The sequence below is a fragment of the Bacillus sp. P4_D3 genome (assembly GCF_056401855.1).
Window position 1 is genome coordinate 16,607 of sequence record NZ_JBFUIN010000008.1, and the last position, 21,757, is coordinate 38,363.

The 21,757-nt window shown below is 37.4% G+C and carries 19 protein-coding genes, 1 other RNA gene and 1 pseudogene; 1 reads left to right on the top strand and 20 read right to left on the bottom strand.

Annotated elements, in window-relative coordinates:
* Positions 1–5 precede the first annotated feature (5 nt).
* The 13 genes from alo to AC1DTM_RS03020 all read right to left on the bottom strand — a co-directional run bounded on the left by alo (position 6) and on the right by AC1DTM_RS03020 (position 13,516).
* Complete coding sequence (alo, locus tag AC1DTM_RS02960) at positions 6–1,544, bottom strand: anthrolysin O/cereolysin O family cholesterol-dependent cytolysin Alo (RefSeq protein WP_016106590.1); 1,539 nt, start codon at positions 1,542–1,544, stop codon at positions 6–8.
* Positions 1,545–2,111: 567 nt separating this feature from the next.
* Entirely contained in the window at positions 2,112–2,864 is a 753-nt protein-coding gene (locus AC1DTM_RS02965) for an iron ABC transporter ATP-binding protein (RefSeq protein WP_289404945.1), read from the bottom strand.
* The gene (locus tag AC1DTM_RS02970; RefSeq protein WP_002198888.1) at positions 2,861–3,925 is read right to left on the bottom strand and encodes an iron chelate uptake ABC transporter family permease subunit; all 1,065 of its coding nucleotides are present in this window, start codon (positions 3,923–3,925) and stop codon (positions 2,861–2,863) included. The genes AC1DTM_RS02965 and AC1DTM_RS02970 overlap by 4 nt, the downstream gene beginning before the upstream one ends.
* On the bottom strand, positions 3,922–4,938 hold the full coding sequence (locus tag AC1DTM_RS02975) for an ABC transporter permease (RefSeq protein WP_477000038.1): 1,017 nt from the start codon (positions 4,936–4,938) through the stop codon (positions 3,922–3,924). The genes AC1DTM_RS02970 and AC1DTM_RS02975 overlap by 4 nt, the downstream gene beginning before the upstream one ends.
* 19 nt (positions 4,939–4,957) lie before the next feature.
* Complete coding sequence (locus tag AC1DTM_RS02980; RefSeq protein ID WP_016106593.1) at positions 4,958–5,971, bottom strand: siderophore ABC transporter substrate-binding protein; 1,014 nt, start codon at positions 5,969–5,971, stop codon at positions 4,958–4,960.
* Positions 5,972–6,470: 499 nt separating this feature from the next.
* Positions 6,471–7,148 (bottom strand): response regulator transcription factor, encoded by a 678-nt coding sequence (locus AC1DTM_RS02985; RefSeq protein ID WP_016106594.1) that lies wholly within the window; start codon positions 7,146–7,148, stop codon positions 6,471–6,473.
* 386 nt (positions 7,149–7,534) lie between these two features.
* Positions 7,535–7,889, bottom strand: a transfer-messenger RNA (tmRNA) gene (gene ssrA, locus AC1DTM_RS02990).
* Between the two features lie 125 nt (positions 7,890–8,014).
* On the bottom strand, positions 8,015–8,482 hold the full coding sequence (gene smpB, locus AC1DTM_RS02995; protein ID WP_002034685.1) for an SsrA-binding protein: 468 nt from the start codon (positions 8,480–8,482) through the stop codon (positions 8,015–8,017).
* A 92-nt stretch (positions 8,483–8,574) separates the two neighbouring features.
* Positions 8,575–10,995 carry a ribonuclease R gene (rnr, locus tag AC1DTM_RS03000; RefSeq protein WP_477000043.1) on the bottom strand — a complete coding sequence of 807 codons (2,421 nt, stop codon included), beginning with the start codon at positions 10,993–10,995 and terminating at the stop codon, positions 8,575–8,577.
* A gap of 223 nt (positions 10,996–11,218) precedes the next feature.
* Entirely contained in the window at positions 11,219–11,959 is a 741-nt protein-coding gene (locus AC1DTM_RS03005) for an alpha/beta hydrolase (protein WP_165497462.1), read from the bottom strand.
* Between the two features lie 162 nt (positions 11,960–12,121).
* The gene (gene secG, locus AC1DTM_RS03010; RefSeq protein ID WP_002112793.1) at positions 12,122–12,355 is read right to left on the bottom strand and encodes a preprotein translocase subunit SecG; all 234 of its coding nucleotides are present in this window, start codon (positions 12,353–12,355) and stop codon (positions 12,122–12,124) included.
* Between the two features lie 94 nt (positions 12,356–12,449).
* Entirely contained in the window at positions 12,450–13,142 is a 693-nt protein-coding gene (locus AC1DTM_RS03015; protein ID WP_002159917.1) for an LrgB family protein, read from the bottom strand.
* Positions 13,139–13,516, bottom strand: coding sequence for a CidA/LrgA family holin-like protein (locus tag AC1DTM_RS03020; protein WP_171902574.1), 378 nt, complete (start codon positions 13,514–13,516; stop codon positions 13,139–13,141). Before AC1DTM_RS03020 ends, AC1DTM_RS03015 begins: the two co-directional genes overlap by 4 nt.
* 282 nt (positions 13,517–13,798) lie before the next feature.
* Here AC1DTM_RS03020 and AC1DTM_RS03025 point away from each other — a divergent pair.
* Positions 13,799–14,230: pseudogene (locus AC1DTM_RS03025) on the top strand (nucleoside hydrolase); the annotation flags it as partial.
* A gap of 119 nt (positions 14,231–14,349) precedes the next feature.
* Here the strand turns inward: AC1DTM_RS03025 and eno are convergent.
* From eno to AC1DTM_RS03060, 7 genes are all read right to left on the bottom strand, one after another.
* Positions 14,350–15,645, bottom strand: a complete 1,296-nt coding sequence (gene eno / locus AC1DTM_RS03030; protein ID WP_002112796.1) for a phosphopyruvate hydratase — start codon at positions 15,643–15,645, stop codon at positions 14,350–14,352.
* Between the two features lie 30 nt (positions 15,646–15,675).
* The gene (gene gpmI / locus AC1DTM_RS03035) at positions 15,676–17,205 is read right to left on the bottom strand and encodes a 2,3-bisphosphoglycerate-independent phosphoglycerate mutase (protein ID WP_002089542.1); all 1,530 of its coding nucleotides are present in this window, start codon (positions 17,203–17,205) and stop codon (positions 15,676–15,678) included.
* Positions 17,202–17,957 carry a triose-phosphate isomerase gene (gene tpiA / locus AC1DTM_RS03040; RefSeq protein WP_002159914.1) on the bottom strand — a complete coding sequence of 252 codons (756 nt, stop codon included), beginning with the start codon at positions 17,955–17,957 and terminating at the stop codon, positions 17,202–17,204. The genes gpmI and tpiA overlap by 4 nt, the downstream gene beginning before the upstream one ends.
* A 32-nt stretch (positions 17,958–17,989) precedes the next feature.
* Positions 17,990–19,174, bottom strand: a complete 1,185-nt coding sequence (locus AC1DTM_RS03045) for a phosphoglycerate kinase (protein WP_002159913.1) — start codon at positions 19,172–19,174, stop codon at positions 17,990–17,992.
* Between the two features lie 139 nt (positions 19,175–19,313).
* Positions 19,314–20,318: a type I glyceraldehyde-3-phosphate dehydrogenase gene (gene gap, locus AC1DTM_RS03050; protein ID WP_002112805.1), complete on the bottom strand. Its 1,005-nt coding sequence runs from the start codon at positions 20,316–20,318 to the stop codon at positions 19,314–19,316.
* Between the two features lie 26 nt (positions 20,319–20,344).
* On the bottom strand, positions 20,345–21,373 hold the full coding sequence (cggR, locus tag AC1DTM_RS03055; protein ID WP_002159912.1) for a gapA transcriptional regulator CggR: 1,029 nt from the start codon (positions 21,371–21,373) through the stop codon (positions 20,345–20,347).
* A gap of 135 nt (positions 21,374–21,508) precedes the next feature.
* A complete protein-coding gene (locus tag AC1DTM_RS03060) occupies positions 21,509–21,754 on the bottom strand; it encodes a glutaredoxin family protein (protein ID WP_088099669.1) in 246 nt (81 codons plus the stop codon).
* Between the last annotated feature and the right edge of the window lie 3 nt (positions 21,755–21,757).

Here is a 21,757-nt window from a genome sequence, read left to right on the forward strand (position 1 = left end):
TATACCTAATGACTAATACTAGCAGTTGGGTATAATGTTGTTCCTCCAATTGAAACTTTTATTTCATTTGTTAATGGAACATTTTGTTCATTAATAATTGTTCTCCACCATTCCCATGCAAGACCAGTACATTCTCTTGCTACGATTTTTATATTTTTTGAATTTGGTGGAAGAGGGATAACTGTAGAGTAATGAGCCGTTTTGTCTTTGCCGCTACCATCCCATGTTTTATGTGTTAGTACTTCTTTACCATTTTGATCAAATGTGAATTCATCCCAAGATACATCAAATTGCGCAACGTAAGCACCGTAATGATCCAGTGTCATTTTAGCACTTGAATATTCTGTAGTTGTCGTCTCGATATAATCTGTATTGTTATGAACAGCAGCAGTTGCATTATCTTTTAAAAAAGTACTTGTATATGAAATTGGGTATGCTGGATTTTTAAGACTTAATTCAGCATTATCTTTAATGATATTTCGGATTTCATTGAAATCTTTAGTAACAACCTTGTTATGCTCTTTCGCATCTCCGCCTAATACTACAGCAGTAAAGGTACTTTCTTCAAAAATATCTTTGTACTGTCCATTCGTTTCGACGCTGTTATTCTTAAGTAAGGCTTTAAAAGCAGCTTGTACATCTTTGCTCTTAGATGTTGTTTCTAATTTTACATAAACAGTTCTACCATAAGCTACATTTGAGACCATAACAGGTGGAGCCGAATTACTTACACCTTTACGAGTTAACTCACCAAAAGTAACACTATTATCAAAAAGATCGGATGGATTGTTAGGTAGTTCAGCACTTACGGTATAAAATATTTGCTTATATGCCGCTACCATCACTTTTTTCTCTCCATTTGCAACCGCATTAAAATCAATGTTTAGACTGTTATCAAGATATTTGGCGTTAACGTTAAGGGCACTTGCGATTTGTGATTTACTATAAACCATAGATTCTGTATACTGCATTCTTGCGGGTAACGTATGTGTTTTAGAATACTTTTCATTCCAAGTAGATACTAAATCATCTACTGCTCCAGCCACATTACCATATGTCGGATTCTGGACAGTAATTGTATTTTCTTTTCTCATGCCAGGTAAGTCTATACTAATATTTAAAGGCTTTCTCTTAGCCACTAATAAACTAGGTTGATTGTCTGCAAAAGCTTTATTTGCAAGTTGTACCGCTCCTGGATACGTACGATTCGCCACAGAATCAATAATCGAAATATCGACTGGTGAAGTTGTAAGTGATTTTTTCTCGCGTTCCACTACTACAAATTTACCATTTGAATTGATACTTTCTTTCGGAACAAAACTCTCTACTTTATCACCATTTACAGCTAAAACCCCTTGATTATTATATTTAAGATTTGCTATACCAGTATCAATGCCACTAGCATTTTTGGTTACATCAGTTGTATTACCTGCTTGTGTTTCTGCGAAGGAAATAGATGAATAATTAATAGTGCATAGACTAACTAATAAACACGCAAGGAACTTTCTTCTTTTAGTGTTTTTCTTAATATTCAGAAAAATCATCCCGTTCTTTTTTTAGTAAGATATGATAATGATTGATAAATGATAGCTAACTAATAAACCTACATAAATGCTTTCAAAAGTTCTTGAATTAACGGGATTACGCCACCTACAAATTTCAAAACTGCCATTGCGATTTCCATATTATTTCCTCCTTTTTTATTGCTACGAAAATGTGATTTATCTTTATGCCCTCATTATAGTGACCCCTTACACTTTTATCAATACACTCTTATATGCAATATTACATACAAAAAAACAAGCTGAATTCTTATAAAAAGTTATAAAGAGATAAATTTTTCGTTTGGTAAATACTTGAAAATGCGAAGCGTTCCTTTGCATTTCATGAGTAATTTACAAGTTTATTGTTGGAAGCATCGCAGGACCGGAAGTAATGAAATACATGTAGGACTGCTACGAGCAGCCAGAAATATTAAGAGTTATCATGGGCAACCGCATTAAAAAAAGCTGCTGCCTATAAAATACAGACAGCAACTTCAACTAGAGTAGCAGGCATGATTTACACAAGCTACAGTATTTTTTGACATACTCATTTTTCACATTTTGTAACTAATAAACAGCGATTGGCCCATAAGGACCTTTGATAATTTCAATTTTCGTTTCAAAAATATCTGTTAAAATTGTTGGGTCCATAACCTCTTCTACTGTTCCAAAAGCAGCAATTTGTCCATCTTTCATAGCACAAATTTTATCAGAATATTTGGCTGCAAAATTTATGTCATGCATAACAGTCAAAATTGTTCTTCCAAATTCATTAGCCGCACGTCTCAAATGCTCCATCATTTGAACAGAACGAGCAACATCAAGGTTGTTCAGAGGCTCGTCCAAAAGTACATATTCAGTCTCTTGGCACAATACCATCGCTACATATGCCCTTTGTCTTTGACCACCAGAAAGCTCATCTAAATATCTATTCTCTAAATTAGTTAAATCTAGGAAATCGATATATTTAGAAATAATAACCTCATCTTCTTTAGTTAACCTTCCCTTTGAATAAGGAAAGCGCCCAAATCCAACTAGTTGTCTAACAGTAAGCCTAGTTACAAAATGATTTTCTTGTCGCAATATAGTCAAAACTTTTGCTAAGTCTTTTGATTTGGATTCAGAAACATCCATATTTGCTACCTGAATTTGACCTTCATCCATATCTAAGAGTCTTCCAATCATCAAAAGTGTCGTGGACTTTCCAGCGCCATTTGGTCCAATTAAAGAAGTAAAGCCTGCTTTTGGTATTTCAATATCCAAAGGTCCTATTTTCACCTTATCAGTATAGAACTTTTTAACGTTATCAATTTTTATCATAAAGCCCTCTTCCTTAAAACTATAGTTAAGAATATTATTCCACCAAATAATTCAATAATAACTGAAACTACACCTTGAGCATGGAATACATGATACATTAAAAAGTATGCACTCGTCATTATCAAAAATCCTATAGCAAAAGCCATTGGAAAAATATATCTATGATCATAAGTTGACGCCGCCTGATAACTCAAAGTTGCTACTAAAAAGCCGTAGAAAGTAAGTGGTCCAATTAGAGCTGTTGAGATGGACATTAAAATAGCTACTAATACAAGCGTATAAATTACACTAGGTTGATATTTAACCCCAAAAGAAGTAGCAACATCCTTTCCTAGTGACAAAACATTCAAATTCTTAGAATGTGCAAAAATTAATACTGCTACAATTATGATCATAGGAATTACAATAGGAAAATATGCAGGATCTGCATGATTAACAGAACCAAATAATCTCGCTTGTAAAATATCAAATTCTGAAGGCGCAAGTAGTTTCCTCATGAAAGTTGACACAGAATTTAGCCCGGTACCAATAATAATTCCAACTAAAAGCATAAGTTGTAAATTCCCGTATTTACCGGAAAGTAACCATCCATAAAGTATCAAACTCATAAAGACCATAACAACGACTTGAAATAAAAATGATCCAATTCCATTAAAATTTATCAATGCACTAGCACCAAAGAAGAATATTGTACTCGTTTGAATTGCTGAATAAAGTGATTCGAAACCTAAAAGCGAAGGAGTAATAATTTTATTATTCGTAATAGATTGGAAAGCAACTGTCGACAAGCTATGGCAAACTGCAGCAATAATCATTGCAACAATAGCTACTATCCTTCTCTTAACAACTGGGATAAAAGAAGGTGAATCTATCGGAACTGGATTGTTATAAACTAAAAGTCCATATGAAGAAAGAAGACCTAAAGCAATCAATGTTATCAGTAAAATCCAATAACGTCTTGCTTCCTTCTTAGAACGAAAAGCACTAGCTGATCTATTTTCATTATGAAGGCTAGAATCGATTTCGACATTTTCTTTATTTTTATATTCTAATGTGATCATCGTAGCCTCCTTGGTTTTCTTTGCCTCAATAAAATAGTAATAAACACGACTGCTCCCACTGTTGCAAGTATTAAAGAAACAGGTACTTCAAAAGGCTTTATAATTGTTCGAGAAATGATGTCACAGGCAGTTATTGTCCCCATTCCGATCACGCACACCCAAGGTAAATTACTCCTAAGATCATCACCTCTAAACATTGAAACAATATTTGGAACAATTAATCCCAAGAAAGGTAAGTGTCCAATAACAGCTGCAACAATTCCAACTGCAACAGAGATAAGACCAGTCCCAAAAAGAACAATTCTATTGTAATTAACTCCAAGGCTTGTTGCGACATCTTCTCCTAGTCCAGCTAAAGTCAATCTATTAGCATACATAAAAATAAGCAAAGTAATGATAACAATCAGCCATAAATATTCATATCTTCCAACCTGAACGTTAGCAAATGAACCTACAAACCAAGTTTCAATACTTTGCGTCATTTGAAAAAGGAGTCCCAAAAAAGTAGACACTGCAGAAATAACTGCTCCAAGCATCAATCCGATAATCGGGACAATTAAAGACGAACGAAGTTTAACTCTTCTTAAAAATAAAAAGAAAATCATAGTTCCTATAAAAGAAAAAATGATTGCACCAGTCATTCTTTGAACTAAAGTCGGGGCAGGAAATAATAAATATACAAAAAGCAGGCCTAAGCCTGACCATTCAATAGTCCCCGTTGTAGTAGGTTCAACAAAACGATTCTGTGTAATGAGTTGCATTACGAGTCCTGCCATCGCCATTGCAGCACCAGTAAGCATTAATGCAACTGTTCTCGGAACACGAGTTATGAAAAACATCTCCATTCCGTCCTCTTGTCCGCGTATATCATAAACTCCAGTAAACAGTGATATAATCCCTAAAATTATAACAACTATAATCGCTATTATAAAAGGTTTTGTCCATAATTTATTGTGATTATAAAACTGGGGTTGAGAAGTATTCTCAACCCTAGAAACTATATTTTTTGACACTGTTTCGTACTCCTTTACACTACTTAGCTAAAGTTTTTGCAATATTACCAAATAACTCTATGTAAGTCTGAATTGATTCATTTGTGTAAGTATCTTCTGGTGCATAAACAACCTGTTTTTTAGAAACAGCAGTTGTGTTTTGAAGAGCAGGTGATTTAGAAATAACATCTTTAGCAGGAGCTGAAGTAGCTGCATCAGATGTTGCAGCATCACGATCTAATACGAAAAGCCAATCAGGATTTGTTTGTGCAATAGCTTCAACAGAAACGTCATCACCTTTATGACCTGCAGTAGAATTTGAAACTTCTAGTGCTGGAACCCAACCGAAAATTTCATACATTGGTCCCCAAACACGACCAGAGTGAGGAGCAGCAAAACCAATATTCCCACCAGTAACAATAACACTCATAACTTTATCTTTTCCATTATAAGCAGATTTTGCAGTTTCAATAGATTTATCAAAATCAGCTACTAATTGTTTAGCTTCTTTATCTTTATCAAAGATTTTTCCTAAAGTAATTGTAGAACTTTTAAGTCCATCTACTAAATTTTTCCCAGGCGTAGTAGATTTCTCAGAAACATCAACATTAAGATCAATAACAGCTGCATTTGGCACTAATTTTTTGATTTCTTCGTAATGGCCAGCAAATCTTTGACCAACGATTACAAGTTCAGGGTTTGCAGCTGCTATAATTTCAAGATTTGGTTCGCGGTGATTTCCAATATTTTGAACTTTATTATCCTTTACATATGCTGAATCTGCAGGCATTACATCCTTTGGAGCTGCCGCTAATTTAATTCCCCAATCAGCTAAAGTTTCAAAAGTTCTATTATCTAAAGCAACTACATTCTTTGGATTTACAGGGACTTTAACAGTTCCATGAGCATCAGTGATTTCAACCGTCTTTGGCTTATCACTACTATTACCTTTATTAGCCTTTGAAGTTTCCTTACTTGAATCTGAGCAAGCTACTAACATTAAAGTGAAAACTGCTAGAATACTCACTAATTTTAAAAGCATAGATTTTTTCATAAATATACTCCTTATAATGTGATTTATTTCGAAAATGATGACGTCCATAGATTGAATTAGATAGTAACTTTTATTCACCTAAACCGCTATTGATAATCATTTTCATTTGAACATCCTGTTAATTAGTATAGTCATTAATTATGTGAAAATCTTGTGAATGATGTGAGTTAATAAAATTAAACATAAATTAGATACGGTCTCAACTAATGCGCACCAGAGTCATCCCCCACACGTACTAACCAATAGATTGGCACCTTATAAACCATGATTTCTACTGCAAAAAAAATGCCCATTAATAGCTAATTTTTTCATAATCCATTGCCTGATAGCAATCTTCTTTTTATAGTTTCCGTCTTTTAATATTTCACAGAAACTATTTGATTATCAGATTTCATAGAAAAAAACGAGTAAAACTGAATGAAATAGTTTACTCGTTTTTCTATTATGCTGGATATTGTTTATTATGACAAACTGTACTTTACCTATTATCTTATTTTTATCATTCAATCATTGAATAGCCCCTGCCATGTATCGTTTGAATATACCTGTCTTTCTTCTCGCACTTTAACTTTTTTCTTACATACCCAATATATAAGTCTACTACATTTGGATTTACTACTACGTTAAATCCCCAAACCTGATTCAAAAGCATTTCACGGCTCAATATTGTATTTTTATTCTTGATTAAAAATACAAGTAAATCATACTCGCGCTTAGTAAGCGAGAGATTTTTACCACCTTTTTTCACAATATTGCTAGATGCATCAACAAAGAGATCTTTAAACTGAAAAAAGTTTGTCTCATTTTGCTGGATACAGTCACTTCTCCTTAAAATAGCTTGAACCCTTGCTACTAATTCTTCTTTCACAAATGGTTTTCTTATATAATCATCTGCTCCTGCTTGTAACCCTGCTATGCAATCCTTACTAGAAATATTGCCGGTCACAATAATGATCGGTGTCGTTTTAACAAGTCGTATTTGTCTGCAAATTTCTGGTCCGGGTATACTTAATGAATCCCAATCCAATATGATAATATCCCAATCTTGTTCATATATTATATTTAAACCTTGGTTTTCATTGTGAAGTTTTAAAATGAAATAGCCTTCTTGCGTTAGACCGCTTACGATTTTCTTTGCAAAAGACCGTTCATTCTTAATTACCAACACCTGCTTCACCGATGGTTCACCTCTACTTCAATATAACTTAGTTAGATAAAAAATTATCCCAAAAAAATAATTTAAGATTTATAAATTTTAAATTCCTAAAAAATCCGTTATAACAGCTTATTAGGAGAACTCTATATAATCTTACAATAGATATGGATAAAAACACAAAATATATGAAGATTTAAATAAATATTATTTAATCATTAAGGGGCAGCTATAGTATCTACCTGCTTATCATCAATAACTATTTCTTCATTTTCTGTTTCAAGGGTACCGCCCCATCCCCATCAACTTAAGCATTTTATAAAACCACAAAACAAAAAGAACCATAACCCCGCCAATCTGGCAAAGTTATGGTTCATATCATACAAAATAAAAAACCACCAAATATGTATTGGTGGAGACGGTGGGAGTCGAACCCACGTCCAAAAATATCGGCACTTAAGCTTCTACGAGTGTAGTCGATATATTAGCATTTCGCGAACTCTTCGGCCTATCGACAGGCTTCCAAGTTGCTAGTCTGATTGTTCTCTTCCTTCGCCCTCAGACGGCGAACTCCGGCGTAGTCCACTTAGTTTGAGTCCCTTACCCTACCACATGGACGATGGAGGGAGGAACCTTTAGTGCAATTAAGCAGCTAAAGAAAGATTGTTTTGTTTGCCAATTATAGGCTTTGACGTTTTAACGAGGCCGATCCCCTCGACTCGCAACCTAAGCTCGAACTATCCCTGTCGAATCCGTAACGTCCCCATGATAAAAATGGAGCATACGAAGAAATATCGTGATAGCTACTAAGAGCTGTTTTTCAATGTGCAACAATCTTACATAAGTTATTATATCATACGCGCGCCGTTTTACAAATGTAAATATCTGTATTACATCTTTTGACGATCACGGAACACGCGTGCAATTTCACGTTTAGCTTCTTTCTCTTTTAAATCGTGACGCTTATCATATTGCTTCTTACCTTTTGCTAAACCAAGTGCCATTTTCGCAAATCCATTTTTCAAATAGATTCTAACTGGAACTAATGCATATCCTGTTTCTTTTGCATAACCTGCTAGCTTATCAATTTCTTTTTTATGAAGAAGTAACTTCCTTGTACGTAGCGGATCGTGATTGAAACGATTCCCTTGTTCATATGTATTAATATGCATATTATGAACCCATACTTCACCGTTATGTATACGTGCAAACGCATCTTTCAAGTTCACGCGTCCAGCGCGAATCGACTTAATTTCCGTTCCTTGAAGGACAAGCCCTACTTCGTATGTTTCTTCGATGAAATAATCATGAAATGCCTTTTTATTTTGCGCAATAACCTTACCTGTACCTTTTGGCATATAACGTCCCTCCTCTATTTTTACCATTGTAACAAATGTAAACAAAAAGCGAAAGTGGCTCGCTCAGAATGTGAGGCGAAGCCACTCTTTTCTTACTTGCGCTTTTTCTTTTTCTTCTTGAATCCTGGTACATTTTCAAAGAATCCTTTTTTCTTCTTGCCATTACTATTGCCATTACTATCTTTTTTCCCTGGCTGACTAGCGGATGTGGATGCTGATGCTTTTCCTTTTCCTTGGCCACCACGATCAAACTTTCTTCCTGTGCCGCGTTCGCCACCGCGCTCATTACTACGCTCGCTACGTCCACCGCGTTTCTTTCTGCCTGTTCTTGGCTGTTCAATCACAACTGGACGATCTTTGAACTTGCGACGAGGTGTGCCTTTCATGCCAACGATTTCAAAGTCGATTGCTCGCTCGTCTTTATTTACGTTAATAACACGAATTGTAATTTCGTCACCGATGCGGAATACGTTACCTGTACGTTCTCCAATCATCGCAAAATGTTTTTCGTCATAACGGTAGTAATCATCTGTTAAATAGCTAACGTGTACAAGACCTTCAATTGTATTTGGAAGCTCTACGAATAAACCGAAGTTTGTTACAGAGCTAATCATACCGTCATACTCTTCACCGATCTTATCAACCATATACTCTGCTTTTTTCATTTCGTCTGTTTCACGTTCTGCTTCAACAGCGCGGCGTTCCATATTAGAAGAGTGCTCTGCAATCTCAGGTAAGTTTTCACGCCATTTCGCTTGCGTTTCGTTGTCTACTTTACCATTAATGATGTATTCACGAATCAATCTATGAACAATCGTATCTGGGTAACGACGAATTGGCGATGTGAAATGCGTGTAGAACTCAGTTGATAAACCGAAATGTCCTAAGCTGTCCGAATCGTAACGTGCTTGCTTCATAGAACGAAGCATAACTGTTGAAATGACTACTTCTTCTGGCTGACCTTGAACCATTTCAAGAATTTGTTGCAGCGCACGAGGATGTATTTCGTTCGCACGTCCTTTTACTGCATATCCGAAGTTTGTTACAAACTCGAAGAAACGCTCAAGCTTATCTTCTTTCGGATCTTCATGGACACGGTACATAAACGGTACGTTCATCCAATGGAAGTGCTCTGCTACTGTTTCGTTCGCAACAAGCATAAACTCTTCAATTAACTTCTCTGATACAGAACGATCACGCATTACAACATCAGTCGGTTTTCCTTCTTCATCTACTAGTACTTTCGCTTCTTTAAAGTCAAAGTCAATCGCACCGCGGCGCATACGTTTTTCACGTAAAATTTGTGCTAACTGCCCCATTTCTTTAAACATTGGTACTAGCGGCTCGTAACGTTCAATTAGCGCTTCGTCTTCATCTTCTAAAATGCTTCTTACGTCAGCATACGTCATACGCTCTGTCGTTTTAATTACACTTTGGAAAATCTCATGCTTTACAACATCACCTAGATTGTTGATTTCCATTTCACAAGATAGTGTCAGACGGTCTACTTTCGGATTTAATGAACAAATACCGTTTGATAAACGATGCGGAATCATCGGAATTACACGGTCTACAAGATATACACTCGTTGCTCTCTCCGCTGCTTCAACATCAATTGGAGAACCTTCTTGAACGTAATGACTTACATCCGCAATATGAACGCCAAGCTTATGGTTACCGTTCTCAAGCTTCGTTACTGTAACAGCGTCATCTAAGTCTTTCGCATCCGCACCATCAATTGTAACAATCATTTGATCACGTAAATCACGGCGATCTTTTATATCTTCTTCTGAAATCGTTTCTGGTACACTGTTTGCATGTTCCATCACCTCTTCAGGAAATGCTAAAGGTAAATGATGTTTATGAATAACAGATAAAATATCTACTCCTGGGTCATTTTTATGACCTAGAATTTGAATAACTTCACCTTCTGCGCTTAAACGGTTCTCTGGGTAGCCTGTAATTTTCACAACTACTTTATGGCCTTCTACAGCGCCCATAGATGCACTTTTCAAGATGAAAATGTCACTTGTCCAGCGTTTATTATCAGGTATAACAAATCCAAAGTTCTTTGACTCTGTATATGTACCAACTAGTTCCTTCGTTCCACGCTCTAAAATACGAACAATCGCGCCTTCTTGGCGTGATCCACTTGATTGCGCGCTAACACGTGCTAATACTGTATCACCATGAAGTGCGCCATTTAATTCTGTAGGCGGGATGAAAAGATCATCATCTCCTGTYTTCTTCTCTTCTGGAACGACGAACGCAAAACCACGTGCGTGCCCAATTAATTTACCGCGTACTAAATTCATTTTTTCTGGAAGACCGTAGCGGTTACTACGTGTGCGGATAAMAAGCCCCTTCTCTTCCATCATTACAAGTGCCTTTACGAAATCTTTAAAGCCCTCAGAGCCTTCGATTCCAAATGCAGCTTCTAATTCTTGTATCGTTAACGGTTTATACGCTTCTTCCCTCATAAATAATAACAACTTATCAATATGTTCTTGCATGATTTCTTCCAAGCAGAAATACCTCCTTTAAACCCTTATATTATTTAGTGTATCCGAAAGATGGGGGATGTATAAAGTGAAACTTTAATCATCTCCCAATGATTTTTTACAGCTTTCATAAAGTGTAACTTTAATCAGTGGGGTTTTGTCCCTTCCCACTGATTATTAGCCCACACCAATTGGGATAATAAATTCCCTTATGAAAAAAAGAGGCAACTAGATCTTACCAATCTAGTTGCTCCAAGAAGTTATATACATCCTCATGTAGCACATCACGTTCTTTATCAAGTGTAATGACATGCGTAGAGTCTTCATACCATTTAATGTCTTTTAACGTAGATTCTACACCGTTATAAATAATGTTAGCACTATCTGTATTAATCATCTCATCATGACGTGCTTGTACAACGAATGTTGGAGCATAAATCATATCAACATTATTGCGTACGTCACGAATCAACTCCTGTAATGCTTTTAATGTATTCATTGGTGTCTGTTTAAATTCAAACATTTCCTGCTCAATTCGTTCTGGTGATTTTTGCTCACGCTTTTTATATTCGCGGGCATATGCCAATATACCTTGGTACATAATTTCTTCACTTTTAATGTACATCGGTGCACACATTGGTACAACACCTAAAATCGGTAATGTATAAGCAAGTTTTAATGAGAATACTCCGCCTAATGATAATCCAACCGCAGCTATTTTCTCGTAACCTTGATCTTTTAAATGCTGGTAGGCATTCATTACATCTTTCCACCAGTCTTCAGGGCCTGTATGAACAAGCTCTTGTGGTGGTACGCCGTGTCCTTTATAAATTGGCGCATGACAAGTATAGCCTTTCTTCTCTAAGAAACGCCCTAGCATGCGTACGTCAGCTGAGTTCCCTGTGAATCCATGTAATAATAAAACAGCGCGGTCTCCACCTTCAAATGTAAATGGTTTCGGAGATGCTAATTTCATCATGTACTTCTCCTCTTTCTCTTCTGTAATCTAGTCGTATTCTTTCTATATCTTAGTGTACCATATTTATAATTCTATAATCTAATTAGAAACTTTTTTTGAATAACAAATCAAAAAAAGAAGAACCATTAGCATAATCCGCTAACGCTTCTTCTTTTAATTTTATAAGTTTAAGTACGTAACAGCAATTGTTAGTACAAAGAACAACACAGCTAAAACAACTGTAACACGGTTTAATACCGCTTCAATTCCACGTGCTTTTTGCTTACCAAATAATTGCTCTGCACCGCCTGAAATTGCACCTGAAAGGCCTGAGCTATTACTAGACTGCATAAGTACCATAACAATCATTAAAATCGATACAATAATAAGTAAAACAGATAATAACGTATGCACTTGGCGTACCTCCTACAAAGATTCAGTTATTTTAAATGTAGCATAAATCCTATAGAAAAGCGAGAGCTATAGAATCGCTCTCGCTTTTCTTCTATTACATAAACACCATTGCGAATAACGGTCCAAGCAAACATGTCAAAATTGCTGTTAATGTCATTGTTACCGATCCAATAACACCTTCATGCTCATTATTTTTCATCGCTCTCATAACACCCATAATATGAGATGCACATCCAAAGCCAATCCCTTTACCAACTGAGTTTGTAACGCGGCTCCATTTTAATAAAATTGGTCCTGAAATCGTTCCAGTAATCCCTGCGATAACGACGAAGGCCGCTGTTAAGGACGGGACACCACCAACTTGTTCAGATACACTCATCGCAACTGGCATTGTCACTGATTTTGGTAAAGAAGATAAAATTAAGCTTTTATCTGTTCCCATAAGTGTGGCGATAGCCAAATCACTTGCAATAGCAACTGTTGTACCTACTAATACCCCACCAGCAATTGGTACAACATATTTTTGCAGAACATGACGTTGTTTATAGAGCGGGATTGCAAATGCTACAACACCTGGTCCGAGTAACTTCGCAATCCAGCCACCACCACTTTCCATATAATTTTGATATGGTATATCAAGCATTATAAATAAGAAAGCCATTAATCCCGTTGCAACAAGCATTGGAATGGTAAATGGTGTTGGAAATAATTTGTAGATTTTTTTAGATAATTGATATAATAGCACCGTAAAAAGAACCCAACCGATTCCGATTAATATTTGGCTCATTGTGTCTCTTTTTCCTTTCTATTCGCAAGATATTGTCCTGTATGCCCTGCGACAATAATAATTAAAAACGTACTCGCTACAACTGTAATGAAAAGAGAAATTCCTTTACTCATAAAAAAAGCACCGTAATTCATTAAGCCAAGCGTTGGCGGAATTAATAAAAACGGCATAATAGCAACGAGTGTTTCTGCTCCTAAATCAAACCATTTCACTGGAAGTACTTTTAGGCTAAGAAAAACAAGCAGGAGGAACATCCCAATCAAACTTCCTGGAATCGGAATATTCAACATTTCTTGCACCCAATTTCCAACCATATAAAATACATAAAGAGCAGAAATTTGGACAAGAATCTTTGTAAGTTTCATGTTCATCATCCCTCATGTTTATACGATCTTCTGTTAATATCCTTATCATAGTATAAATTGTAAAAACCTGCAATTTATCAAATCAACAACGAAAATCCACTATATTATACGCTTACACCCTTGATATGACTGCGTTTCTGCATATAATTTATGTCAAAAACCTTGACCTAATATACAAAGTTTATATATTCTGAATTTTGATGGGTATTATTTCAATAAAATAAAATCTTTCACTCCATTTTTCTTCTGCCTTCTCTCTAGCACACATATATATAGATAGGTGGTGAACATATGTCTAAAAAAGTTCTTATTTTTTTTGATCCTGGAATCGACGATACGATAGCCCTCCTCCTCGCATTCTTTATCGATGAAATTGAAATTGTTGGGATTGTCACCGATTACGGCAATGTTCCAAAAGAAATAGCCGTACAAAATGCTCATTTCCTTAAACAAAAATCAAGAAATAAAGATATGAAAATATTTGGTGGTTCAGACCGTCCTCTCAATGGAGGTCCTCCCGCTTTTTTTACCAATATTCACGGTAAAGAAGGGTTAGGGCCAATCATCCCAAATGAAAAGTTACAAAACGGAGAAATGGAGAATTTCTTTGAAGTTATCCCTCTTATCGAGCAGTATAAAGACGAACTAGTCATTGTAAGTTTAGGACGACTCACTTCCCTAGCTGTTTTATTTATTTTATGTAAAAACTTAATGCAGCAAATTGCTATCGATTTTGATTATAATCTCTTCTTTAAATATTTCATGTCACTTATGACGGACGAACAATTTTAGCATAAAAAAACAGACCGTGATTTCTCACGGTCTGTCGTTATTTCCTACAATTATCGTTTGATATTGTAGAAAGATTGTAAACCAGCGTAAACAGCGATTTCGCCTAGCTCGTCTTCGATACGTAATAATTGGTTGTACTTAGCAATACGGTCAGTACGGCTCATAGAACCAGTTTTGATTTGGCCAGCGTTAGTTGCAACTGCGATGTCAGCGATTGTAGCATCTTCAGTTTCACCAGAACGGTGAGATACAACTGCTGTGTAACCAGCACGTTTAGCCATTTCGATTGCTTCGAAAGTCTCAGTTAAAGTACCGATTTGGTTAACTTTAATTAAGATTGAGTTAGAGATACCTTTTTCGATACCTTCAGCAAGTTTTTGAGTGTTAGTTACGAATAAATCGTCACCAACTAATTGTACTTTATCACCGATACGCTCAGTTAATAATTTGTGACCATCCCAGTCGTTTTCGTCTAGACCATCTTCAATAGAGATGATTGGGAAGTCTTTGCAAAGCTCTTCGTAGAAATCAACCATTTCTGCAGAAGTTAAGCCAGTACGGCCTTCGCCTGCAAGGTCATATTTACCAGTTTCTTTGTTGTAGAACTCAGAAGAAGCAACGTCCATTCCTAAGAATACGTTCTCTCCAGCTTTGTAACCAGCTTTTTCGATAGCTTCGATGATTACTTCTAATGCTTCACGATTAGAACCAAGGTTTGGAGCGAATCCACCTTCGTCACCTACTGCAGTGTTAAGACCTTTGTCATGTAATACAGCTTTAAGTGCATGGAATACTTCAGCACCCATACGGATTGATTCTTTGAATGTTGGAGCACCAACTGGTAAGATCATGAACTCTTGGAAATCAACGTTGTTATCAGCGTGAGAACCACCGTTGATGATGTTCATCATTGGAGTTGGTAATTGTTTTGCATTGAATCCACCAAGGTAACGGTATAATGGAAGACCTACGAAGTCAGCTGCTGCGTGAGCTACTGCCATAGATACACCAAGGATAGCGTTAGCGCCTAGTTTACCTTTGTTTGGAGTGCCATCTAATTCGATCATAGCACGGTCGATACCAGCTTGGTCAGTTACGTCGAAACCAACGATTTCTGGAGCGATTGCTTCGTTAACGTTGTTTACTGCGTTCATAACACCTTTACCAAGGTAACGAGATTTGTCACCGTCACGTAATTCTACTGCTTCGTGCTCACCAGTAGATGCACCACTTGGTACGATAGCGCGTCCGAATGCGCCGCTTTCTGTGTAAACTTCTACTTCTACAGTTGGGTTACCACGAGAGTCAAGGACTTCGCGAGCATAAACATCAATAATTGTTGACATAATAAATTCTCTCCTTTTTATATAAGCAAATTATTTAATAATTGTTTTACCTGTCATTTCTTTCGGTTGTTCCACATTTAAAAGTGTAAGCATTGTTGGGGCGATATCTCCTAAAATACCACCTTCACGAAGCTCTACATCATTTTTTGTAACGATGAAAGGAACCGGGTTAGTTGTATGAGCTGTCATTGGTCCACCCTCAGCAGTTAACTCCTGATCGGCATTACCATGGTCAGCAGTAATAAGTGCTACACCATCTTTTGCAAGAATCGCTTCTACAACTTTTCCTAAACATTCGTCAGTTGCTTCTACTGCTTTAATTGTTGGTTCCATCATCCCAGAATGGCCAACCATATCACAGTTTGCAAAGTTAAGAATGATAACATCATGTTTATCATTTTCGATGTCATTTACTAAAGCGTCCGTTACTTCATAAATGCTCATTTCAGGTTTCAAGTCATACGTTGCAACCTTCGGTGAGTTAATTAAAATACGCTCTTCTCCTGGGAATTCAGCCTCACGACCACCGCTAAAGAAGAATGTAACGTGCGGATACTTTTCAGTTTCCGCGATGCGAAGTTGCTTTAATCCCGCTTGCGCAACAACTTCACCTAATGTGTTATCAAGGTTCATTGGCTTGAATGCCACGTAACCATCTACAGTTTCACTGAAATGTGTCATACAAACGAATTCAGGAATGTGAGGTACTTTTTCACCACGATCGAACTCACGGAAGTCTTCGTTTGTAAATACACGAGCAATTTGAATTGCACGGTCTGGACGGAAGTTATAGAAGATAACTGCATCATCATTATTGATTGTTGCAACTGGCGTGTCATCTTCGTTAACAATTACAGACGGCAATACGAATTCATCATGAATACCATTTGCATAAGAGTCTTCTACACACTCTTCTGCTGATTTATAAGTAGGGCCTTCACCATTCACCATAGCACGGTAACATTTTTCTACGCGATCCCAACGCTTGTCACGGTCCATGGAGTAATAACGACCAGAGATAGTCGCGAATTGTCCTACTCCTGTTTCTTTAATTACTTCATTTGTTGCATCGATATAACCTTTTGCTGTTTGTGGTCCAACATCGCGGCCATCTAAGAATGCATGGATATATACTTTCTCCACGCCTTCTTTTGCTGCTAAGCGAAGAAGAGCAAACATATGGTTCATGTGACTATGCACACCACCATCAGAAAGTAAACCGAATAAATGAAGAGCAGTACCTTTTTCTTTCACGCTTTTAATTGCATTTTGGAAAGTTTCGTTCTGATCGAACTCACCCTCACGAATTGCAACGTTTACGCGTGTTAAGCTTTGATATACGATGCGGCCTGCACCGATATTTAAGTGACCAACCTCAGAGTTACCCATTTGACCTGCTGGAAGACCTACTTCCTCACCACAAGCTGTAAGCGTTGTGTGAGGGAATTTGTTCCAGTAACCATCAAAATTAGGTTTCTTAGCTTGTGCTACAGCATTCCCGTAAGTTTCTTCACGTAGTCCGAAACCATCAAGAATGATTAAAGCTGTTGGCTTTCTCATTTTACCGCCCCCAGAAGACCTAAGAACGAAGCAGGCTCTAAGCTAGCACCGCCAACTAAAGCGCCGTCGATGTCAGATTGTGCCATATACTCTTTAATGTTTTCTGGTTTTACGCTACCGCCGTATTGAATACGAACAGCTTCTGCAGCTTCTGGAGAAACAGCTTCTGCAACAACTTTACGGATGTGCGCACATACTTCATTTGCATCTGCAGAAGAAGAAGATTTACCTGTACCGATAGCCCAGATTGGCTCATAAGCGATAACAGTTACTTTAACTTGCTCTTCTGTTAAACCTGCAAGTGCTTTTGTCACTTGACCTGCTACTAGATCAAATGTTTTTCCGCTTTCGCGCTCTTCTAAAGTCTCACCACAACAAACGATTGGTGTTAAACCATGTTCAAATGCTGCAAGAGTCTTTTTGTTTACTGACTCGTCTGTTTCAGCAAACATTTCACGACGCTCAGAGTGGCCAAGTACTACGTAGCCTACTTTTAAGTCGCTAAGTGCTACTGGGCTAATTTCGCCAGTGAATGCACCATTTTTTTCGAAGTGCATGTTTTGTGCACCTACTTGTAAGTCAGTTCCTTCAGCCTTTGCTACTAAGCGCTCTAAGAATAGAGCTGGCGAACAAACTACTGCATCAACAGCTGAAGCTGCTGGGATTTGACCTTTAACTTCCTCTACGAAGCTAACTGCTTCAGCTAGAGTTTTATTCATTTTCCAGTTACCTGCGATAATTGGTTTACGCATGCTTTGCACCGTCCTTTTTCTTTGGCTGCTACTTATTTGTCGTTAAGACAAACTACACCTGGAAGTTCTTTACCTTCCATGAATTCTAATGACGCACCGCCGCCAGTAGAAATGTGGCTCATTTTATCAGCCATACCGAATTTTTCAACAGCTGCTGCAGAGTCACCACCGCCGATAACAGAGTATGTACCTTCTGCATCTGCTAATGCTTGTCCTACTGCTTTTGTACCTTCTGCGAATGGAGTCATTTCGAATACACCCATTGGTCCATTCCATACAACAAGCTTAGAATTTTTAATTACATCTGCATAAATTTCACGTGTTTTAGGACCGATGTCCACGCCTTCCCAAGTAGAAGGAATAGAGTCGATACCAACAATTTGAGTTGTTGCAGTTTCAGAGAATTCCTCAGTGATTACAACATCAACTGGCATGTAGAAGTTTACGCCTTTTTCTTTTGCAAGTTGCATAAATTCTTTAGCTAGTTCAATTTTGTCGTTTTCACATAGAGATAGACCAATTTCATGACCTAAAGCTTTAACGAATGTATAAGCAAGTCCGCCACCGATGATTAAGTTATCTACTTTGTCTAATAGATGACGAATTACACCGATTTTATCTTTTACTTTCGCACCACCAATGATAGCTGTGAATGGACGTTCTGGGTTAGAAAGTGCTTTACCTAATACATCTAACTCTTTTTCCATTAATAATCCAGATACTGCTGGTAGGTAGTCTGCGATTCCTGCTGTAGAAGCGTGAGCACGGTGAGCTGCACCGAATGCATCGTTTACGAAAATATCAGCAAGAGCTGCAAATTCTTTCGCAAGTTCTGCATCGTTCTTTTCTTCGCCCGCATAGAAACGTACGTTTTCAAGAACTACTACGTCGCCTTCGTTCATTGCTGCAACCATTTCTTGTGCAACTGGTCCGAATGCTTCGTCCGCTTTTTTAACATCTTTACCAAGAAGCTCGCCTAAACGTGCTGCTACTGGAGTAAGACGTAATTCTTCTACTGCTTGACCTTTTGGACGTCCTAAATGACTTGCTAAAATTACTTTCGCACCTTGCTCTACTAAATATTGAATTGTAGGAAGAGCTGCACGGATACGAGTTTCATCTGTAATTTTGCCTTCTTTCATAGGTACGTTGAAATCAACGCGGCAAAATACACGCTTACCTTTTAAATCTACGTCACGAATTGATTTTTTGTTCATTGGATTTCCCTCCGACTACTAGTTAGGATTGACAAAACCCATTCAAAAGCTTATCACATTTGCTTCTAAAACGAAAGAAGAGAGAGAGGGAACAAACCCTCTCCCTCGTTTTGTCATTGATTGCTTATATACTTAAGAATTAAAGACCTTTAGAAGTCATGTATGCAGCTAGGTCTACTACGCGGTTAGAGTAACCAGTTTCGTTATCGTACCAAGAAAGTACTTTAACCATGTTACCTTCCATTACCATTGTAGATAATGCATCGATTGTAGAAGAATCTGTGCAACCGTTATAGTCGATAGATACTAATGGCTCTTCGCTGTATCCAAGGATACCTTTTAATTCGCCTTCAGAAGCTGCTTTGAATGCTGCATTTACTTCTTCAACTGTTACTTCTTTGTCAAGTTCAACAACTAAGTCAACTAGAGAAACGTTAGCAGTTGGAACACGTACAGCGCCACCGTTTAATTTACCTTTAAGTTCTGGTAATACTAATGCTACAGCTTTAGCAGCACCAGTAGATGTTGGGATCATGTTTTCAGCTGCTGCACGAGCACGACGTAAATCTTTGTGTGGTAAGTCTAAGATTTGTTGGTCGTTAGTGTAAGAGTGAATTGTTGTCATCATTCCGCGTTTTACGCCGAATTTTTCGTTTAATACTTTAGCGAATGGAGCTAGACAGTTTGTAGTACAAGAAGCATTAGATACTACGTTGTGGTTAGCTGCATCGTATTCTTCGTGGTTAACACCCATAACTACAGTGATATCTTCGTCAGAAGCTGGAGCTGAGATGATAACTTTCTTAACTGATCCACCTAAGTGTTTCTCAGCGTCTGATTTTTTAGTGAAACGGCCAGTAGATTCTACTACTACTTCTACTCCGTAGTCGTTCCATGGTAATTGAGCTGGGTCACGCTCAGCGATAACTTTAATTTCTTTACCGTTAACAATGATGCTGTTTTCGTTAGCAGATACTTCTGCATTTAAAGTTCCGTGAACTGTATCATATTTTAAAAGGTGAGCTAATGTTTTAGCATCTGTTAAGTCGTTGATTGCTACTACTTCTACCTCAGAGTTGTTAAGAGCTGCGCGGAATACGTTACGTCCGATACGTCCAAATCCATTAATACCAATTTTAGTCATTTAAATTTCCTCCTTGGGGGATTATATTAAAGGGTATTACCCTTTGTTAATTGTTTTGCTGCACCTTCATCTGTAATTAGAATTGAAGTGTGCCCTTGCTTTATTACAGCCTGTATTGCTTTTGCTTTTGAAGAACCTCCAGCGACTGCGACAACGTGAGATACATGTTGTAAATCTTCAAGTTGCATACCAACTGTTCTTACTTTATGAACAACATTTCCTTGTTCATTAAAGTAGTAACCGAAAGCTTCACCAACTGCTTCGCTTGCCTGAATCTTTAACCAATCTGCTTCTGAAGTATTTCTGCGACGTGCCATTGTTAACGCATCACCGATTCCATGAATGACGATATTGGAAGATCGAATCAACTCAAGAACTTCTTTCACGGAGGGCTCTGTTACAATAGATGCATATGCTTCGCTACTAACGTGATCTGGAACATACAATAAGCGATAATTACTCATCGTATTTTGTGCCATTTTGGCGCAAATGGTATTGGCTTCTAACTCAACACCTTCTCCAATTCCACCACGTGCTGGGACAAATAGCATATGTAAATCCTTGCAATCAAGTTGCATCATGTCCGCAGCAGCAGCTAGCGTACTTCCTCCAGCCACAGCAACGATATTATTCACTGTCAGACGGTCTTTTATACAAGTCACACAAGCACGGCCCATCTCCAGTTTGACCCAAGGTGATTCATCACTATCACCAGGGACAACGAAAACTTCATCCAAGTCTAATGTTTCCTTAAGTTGTTTTTCTAAAACCTTTAACCCGGAAATTTCTTTCATAAAGTCTTCCAAAGCAAGAACTAAAGCTGTTCCTTCTTCTGTCAAAGTCATTCCAGAAGAAGCGACGTGAACTAAGTTTTGTTCTTTCAAAACTTGAACTTCACTTCGCAATACTCGTTCTGTCATACCGAGACTTGCAGATAAGTTTCTTCTTCCAATCGGCTGCATAAGCCTAATGTACTGAAGCACTTGCATTCTCGTTTGCATAACAGGTAGCAGATCAGGTAATAATTTTTTTGTGTTCTGAATCCATGAGCGCATATCTTTTCTCCTCACTACATCGGTTCATTTTCCTTTGTGGTCACTTTATGTCCCGTAGTGACATTTTGCGTCCCACTTAGGTAAAAAAAATAATCCCTGCTACGTGTATTATTGTAACAGGAGACAGAAACTTATTCAACTCTTAACTGCATTGTTTATATAGTTTATTATGACACCTTTGTGAATGTTACCATATTCTACCTGCATTCCGCCTATTTCTACAACAGGAATCATTAGATGGTATTTCTCTAAAAGGTCATTATCTTCATATATATCTATTTCCTCAATTTGAAAAGAATATTCATATTGTACTTCCTTTAAAACTTGTTTCGCCTTTTCACAAAGACCACAATCTTTTTTTGTATATAGTACAACTTTCATCTT

What these genes read in the sequence shown, in the direction of transcription:
- AC1DTM_RS02970 (WP_002198888.1), bottom strand. Translation starts at nt 3,925, where the DNA reads ATGATCACATTAGAATATAAAAATAAAGAAAATGTCGAAATCGATTCT.
- AC1DTM_RS03060 (WP_088099669.1), bottom strand. Translation starts at nt 21,754, where the DNA reads ATGAAAGTTGTACTATATACAAAAAAAGATTGTGGTCTTTGTGAAAAG.
- AC1DTM_RS02980 (WP_016106593.1), bottom strand. Translation starts at nt 5,971, where the DNA reads ATGAAAAAATCTATGCTTTTAAAATTAGTGAGTATTCTAGCAGTTTTC.
- AC1DTM_RS03005 (WP_165497462.1), bottom strand. Translation starts at nt 11,959, where the DNA reads ATGAAATTAGCATCTCCGAAACCATTTACATTTGAAGGTGGAGACCGC.
- alo (WP_016106590.1), bottom strand. Translation starts at nt 1,544, where the DNA reads ATGATTTTTCTGAATATTAAGAAAAACACTAAAAGAAGAAAGTTCCTT.
- gpmI (WP_002089542.1), bottom strand. Translation starts at nt 17,205, where the DNA reads ATGAGAAAGCCAACAGCTTTAATCATTCTTGATGGTTTCGGACTACGT.
- smpB (WP_002034685.1), bottom strand. Translation starts at nt 8,482, where the DNA reads ATGCCAAAAGGTACAGGTAAGGTTATTGCGCAAAATAAAAAGGCATTT.
- AC1DTM_RS03020 (WP_171902574.1), bottom strand. Translation starts at nt 13,516, where the DNA reads ATGATGAACATGAAACTTACAAAGATTCTTGTCCAAATTTCTGCTCTT.
- AC1DTM_RS03045 (WP_002159913.1), bottom strand. Translation starts at nt 19,174, where the DNA reads ATGAACAAAAAATCAATTCGTGACGTAGATTTAAAAGGTAAGCGTGTA.
- AC1DTM_RS03015 (WP_002159917.1), bottom strand. Translation starts at nt 13,142, where the DNA reads ATGAGCCAAATATTAATCGGAATCGGTTGGGTTCTTTTTACGGTGCTA.
- eno (WP_002112796.1), bottom strand. Translation starts at nt 15,645, where the DNA reads ATGTCAACAATTATTGATGTTTATGCTCGCGAAGTCCTTGACTCTCGT.
- tpiA (WP_002159914.1), bottom strand. Translation starts at nt 17,957, where the DNA reads ATGCGTAAACCAATTATCGCAGGTAACTGGAAAATGAATAAAACTCTA.
- gap (WP_002112805.1), bottom strand. Translation starts at nt 20,318, where the DNA reads ATGACTAAAATTGGTATTAATGGATTTGGACGTATCGGACGTAACGTA.
- AC1DTM_RS02965 (WP_289404945.1), bottom strand. Translation starts at nt 2,864, where the DNA reads ATGATAAAAATTGATAACGTTAAAAAGTTCTATACTGATAAGGTGAAA.
- cggR (WP_002159912.1), bottom strand. Translation starts at nt 21,373, where the DNA reads ATGCGCTCATGGATTCAGAACACAAAAAAATTATTACCTGATCTGCTA.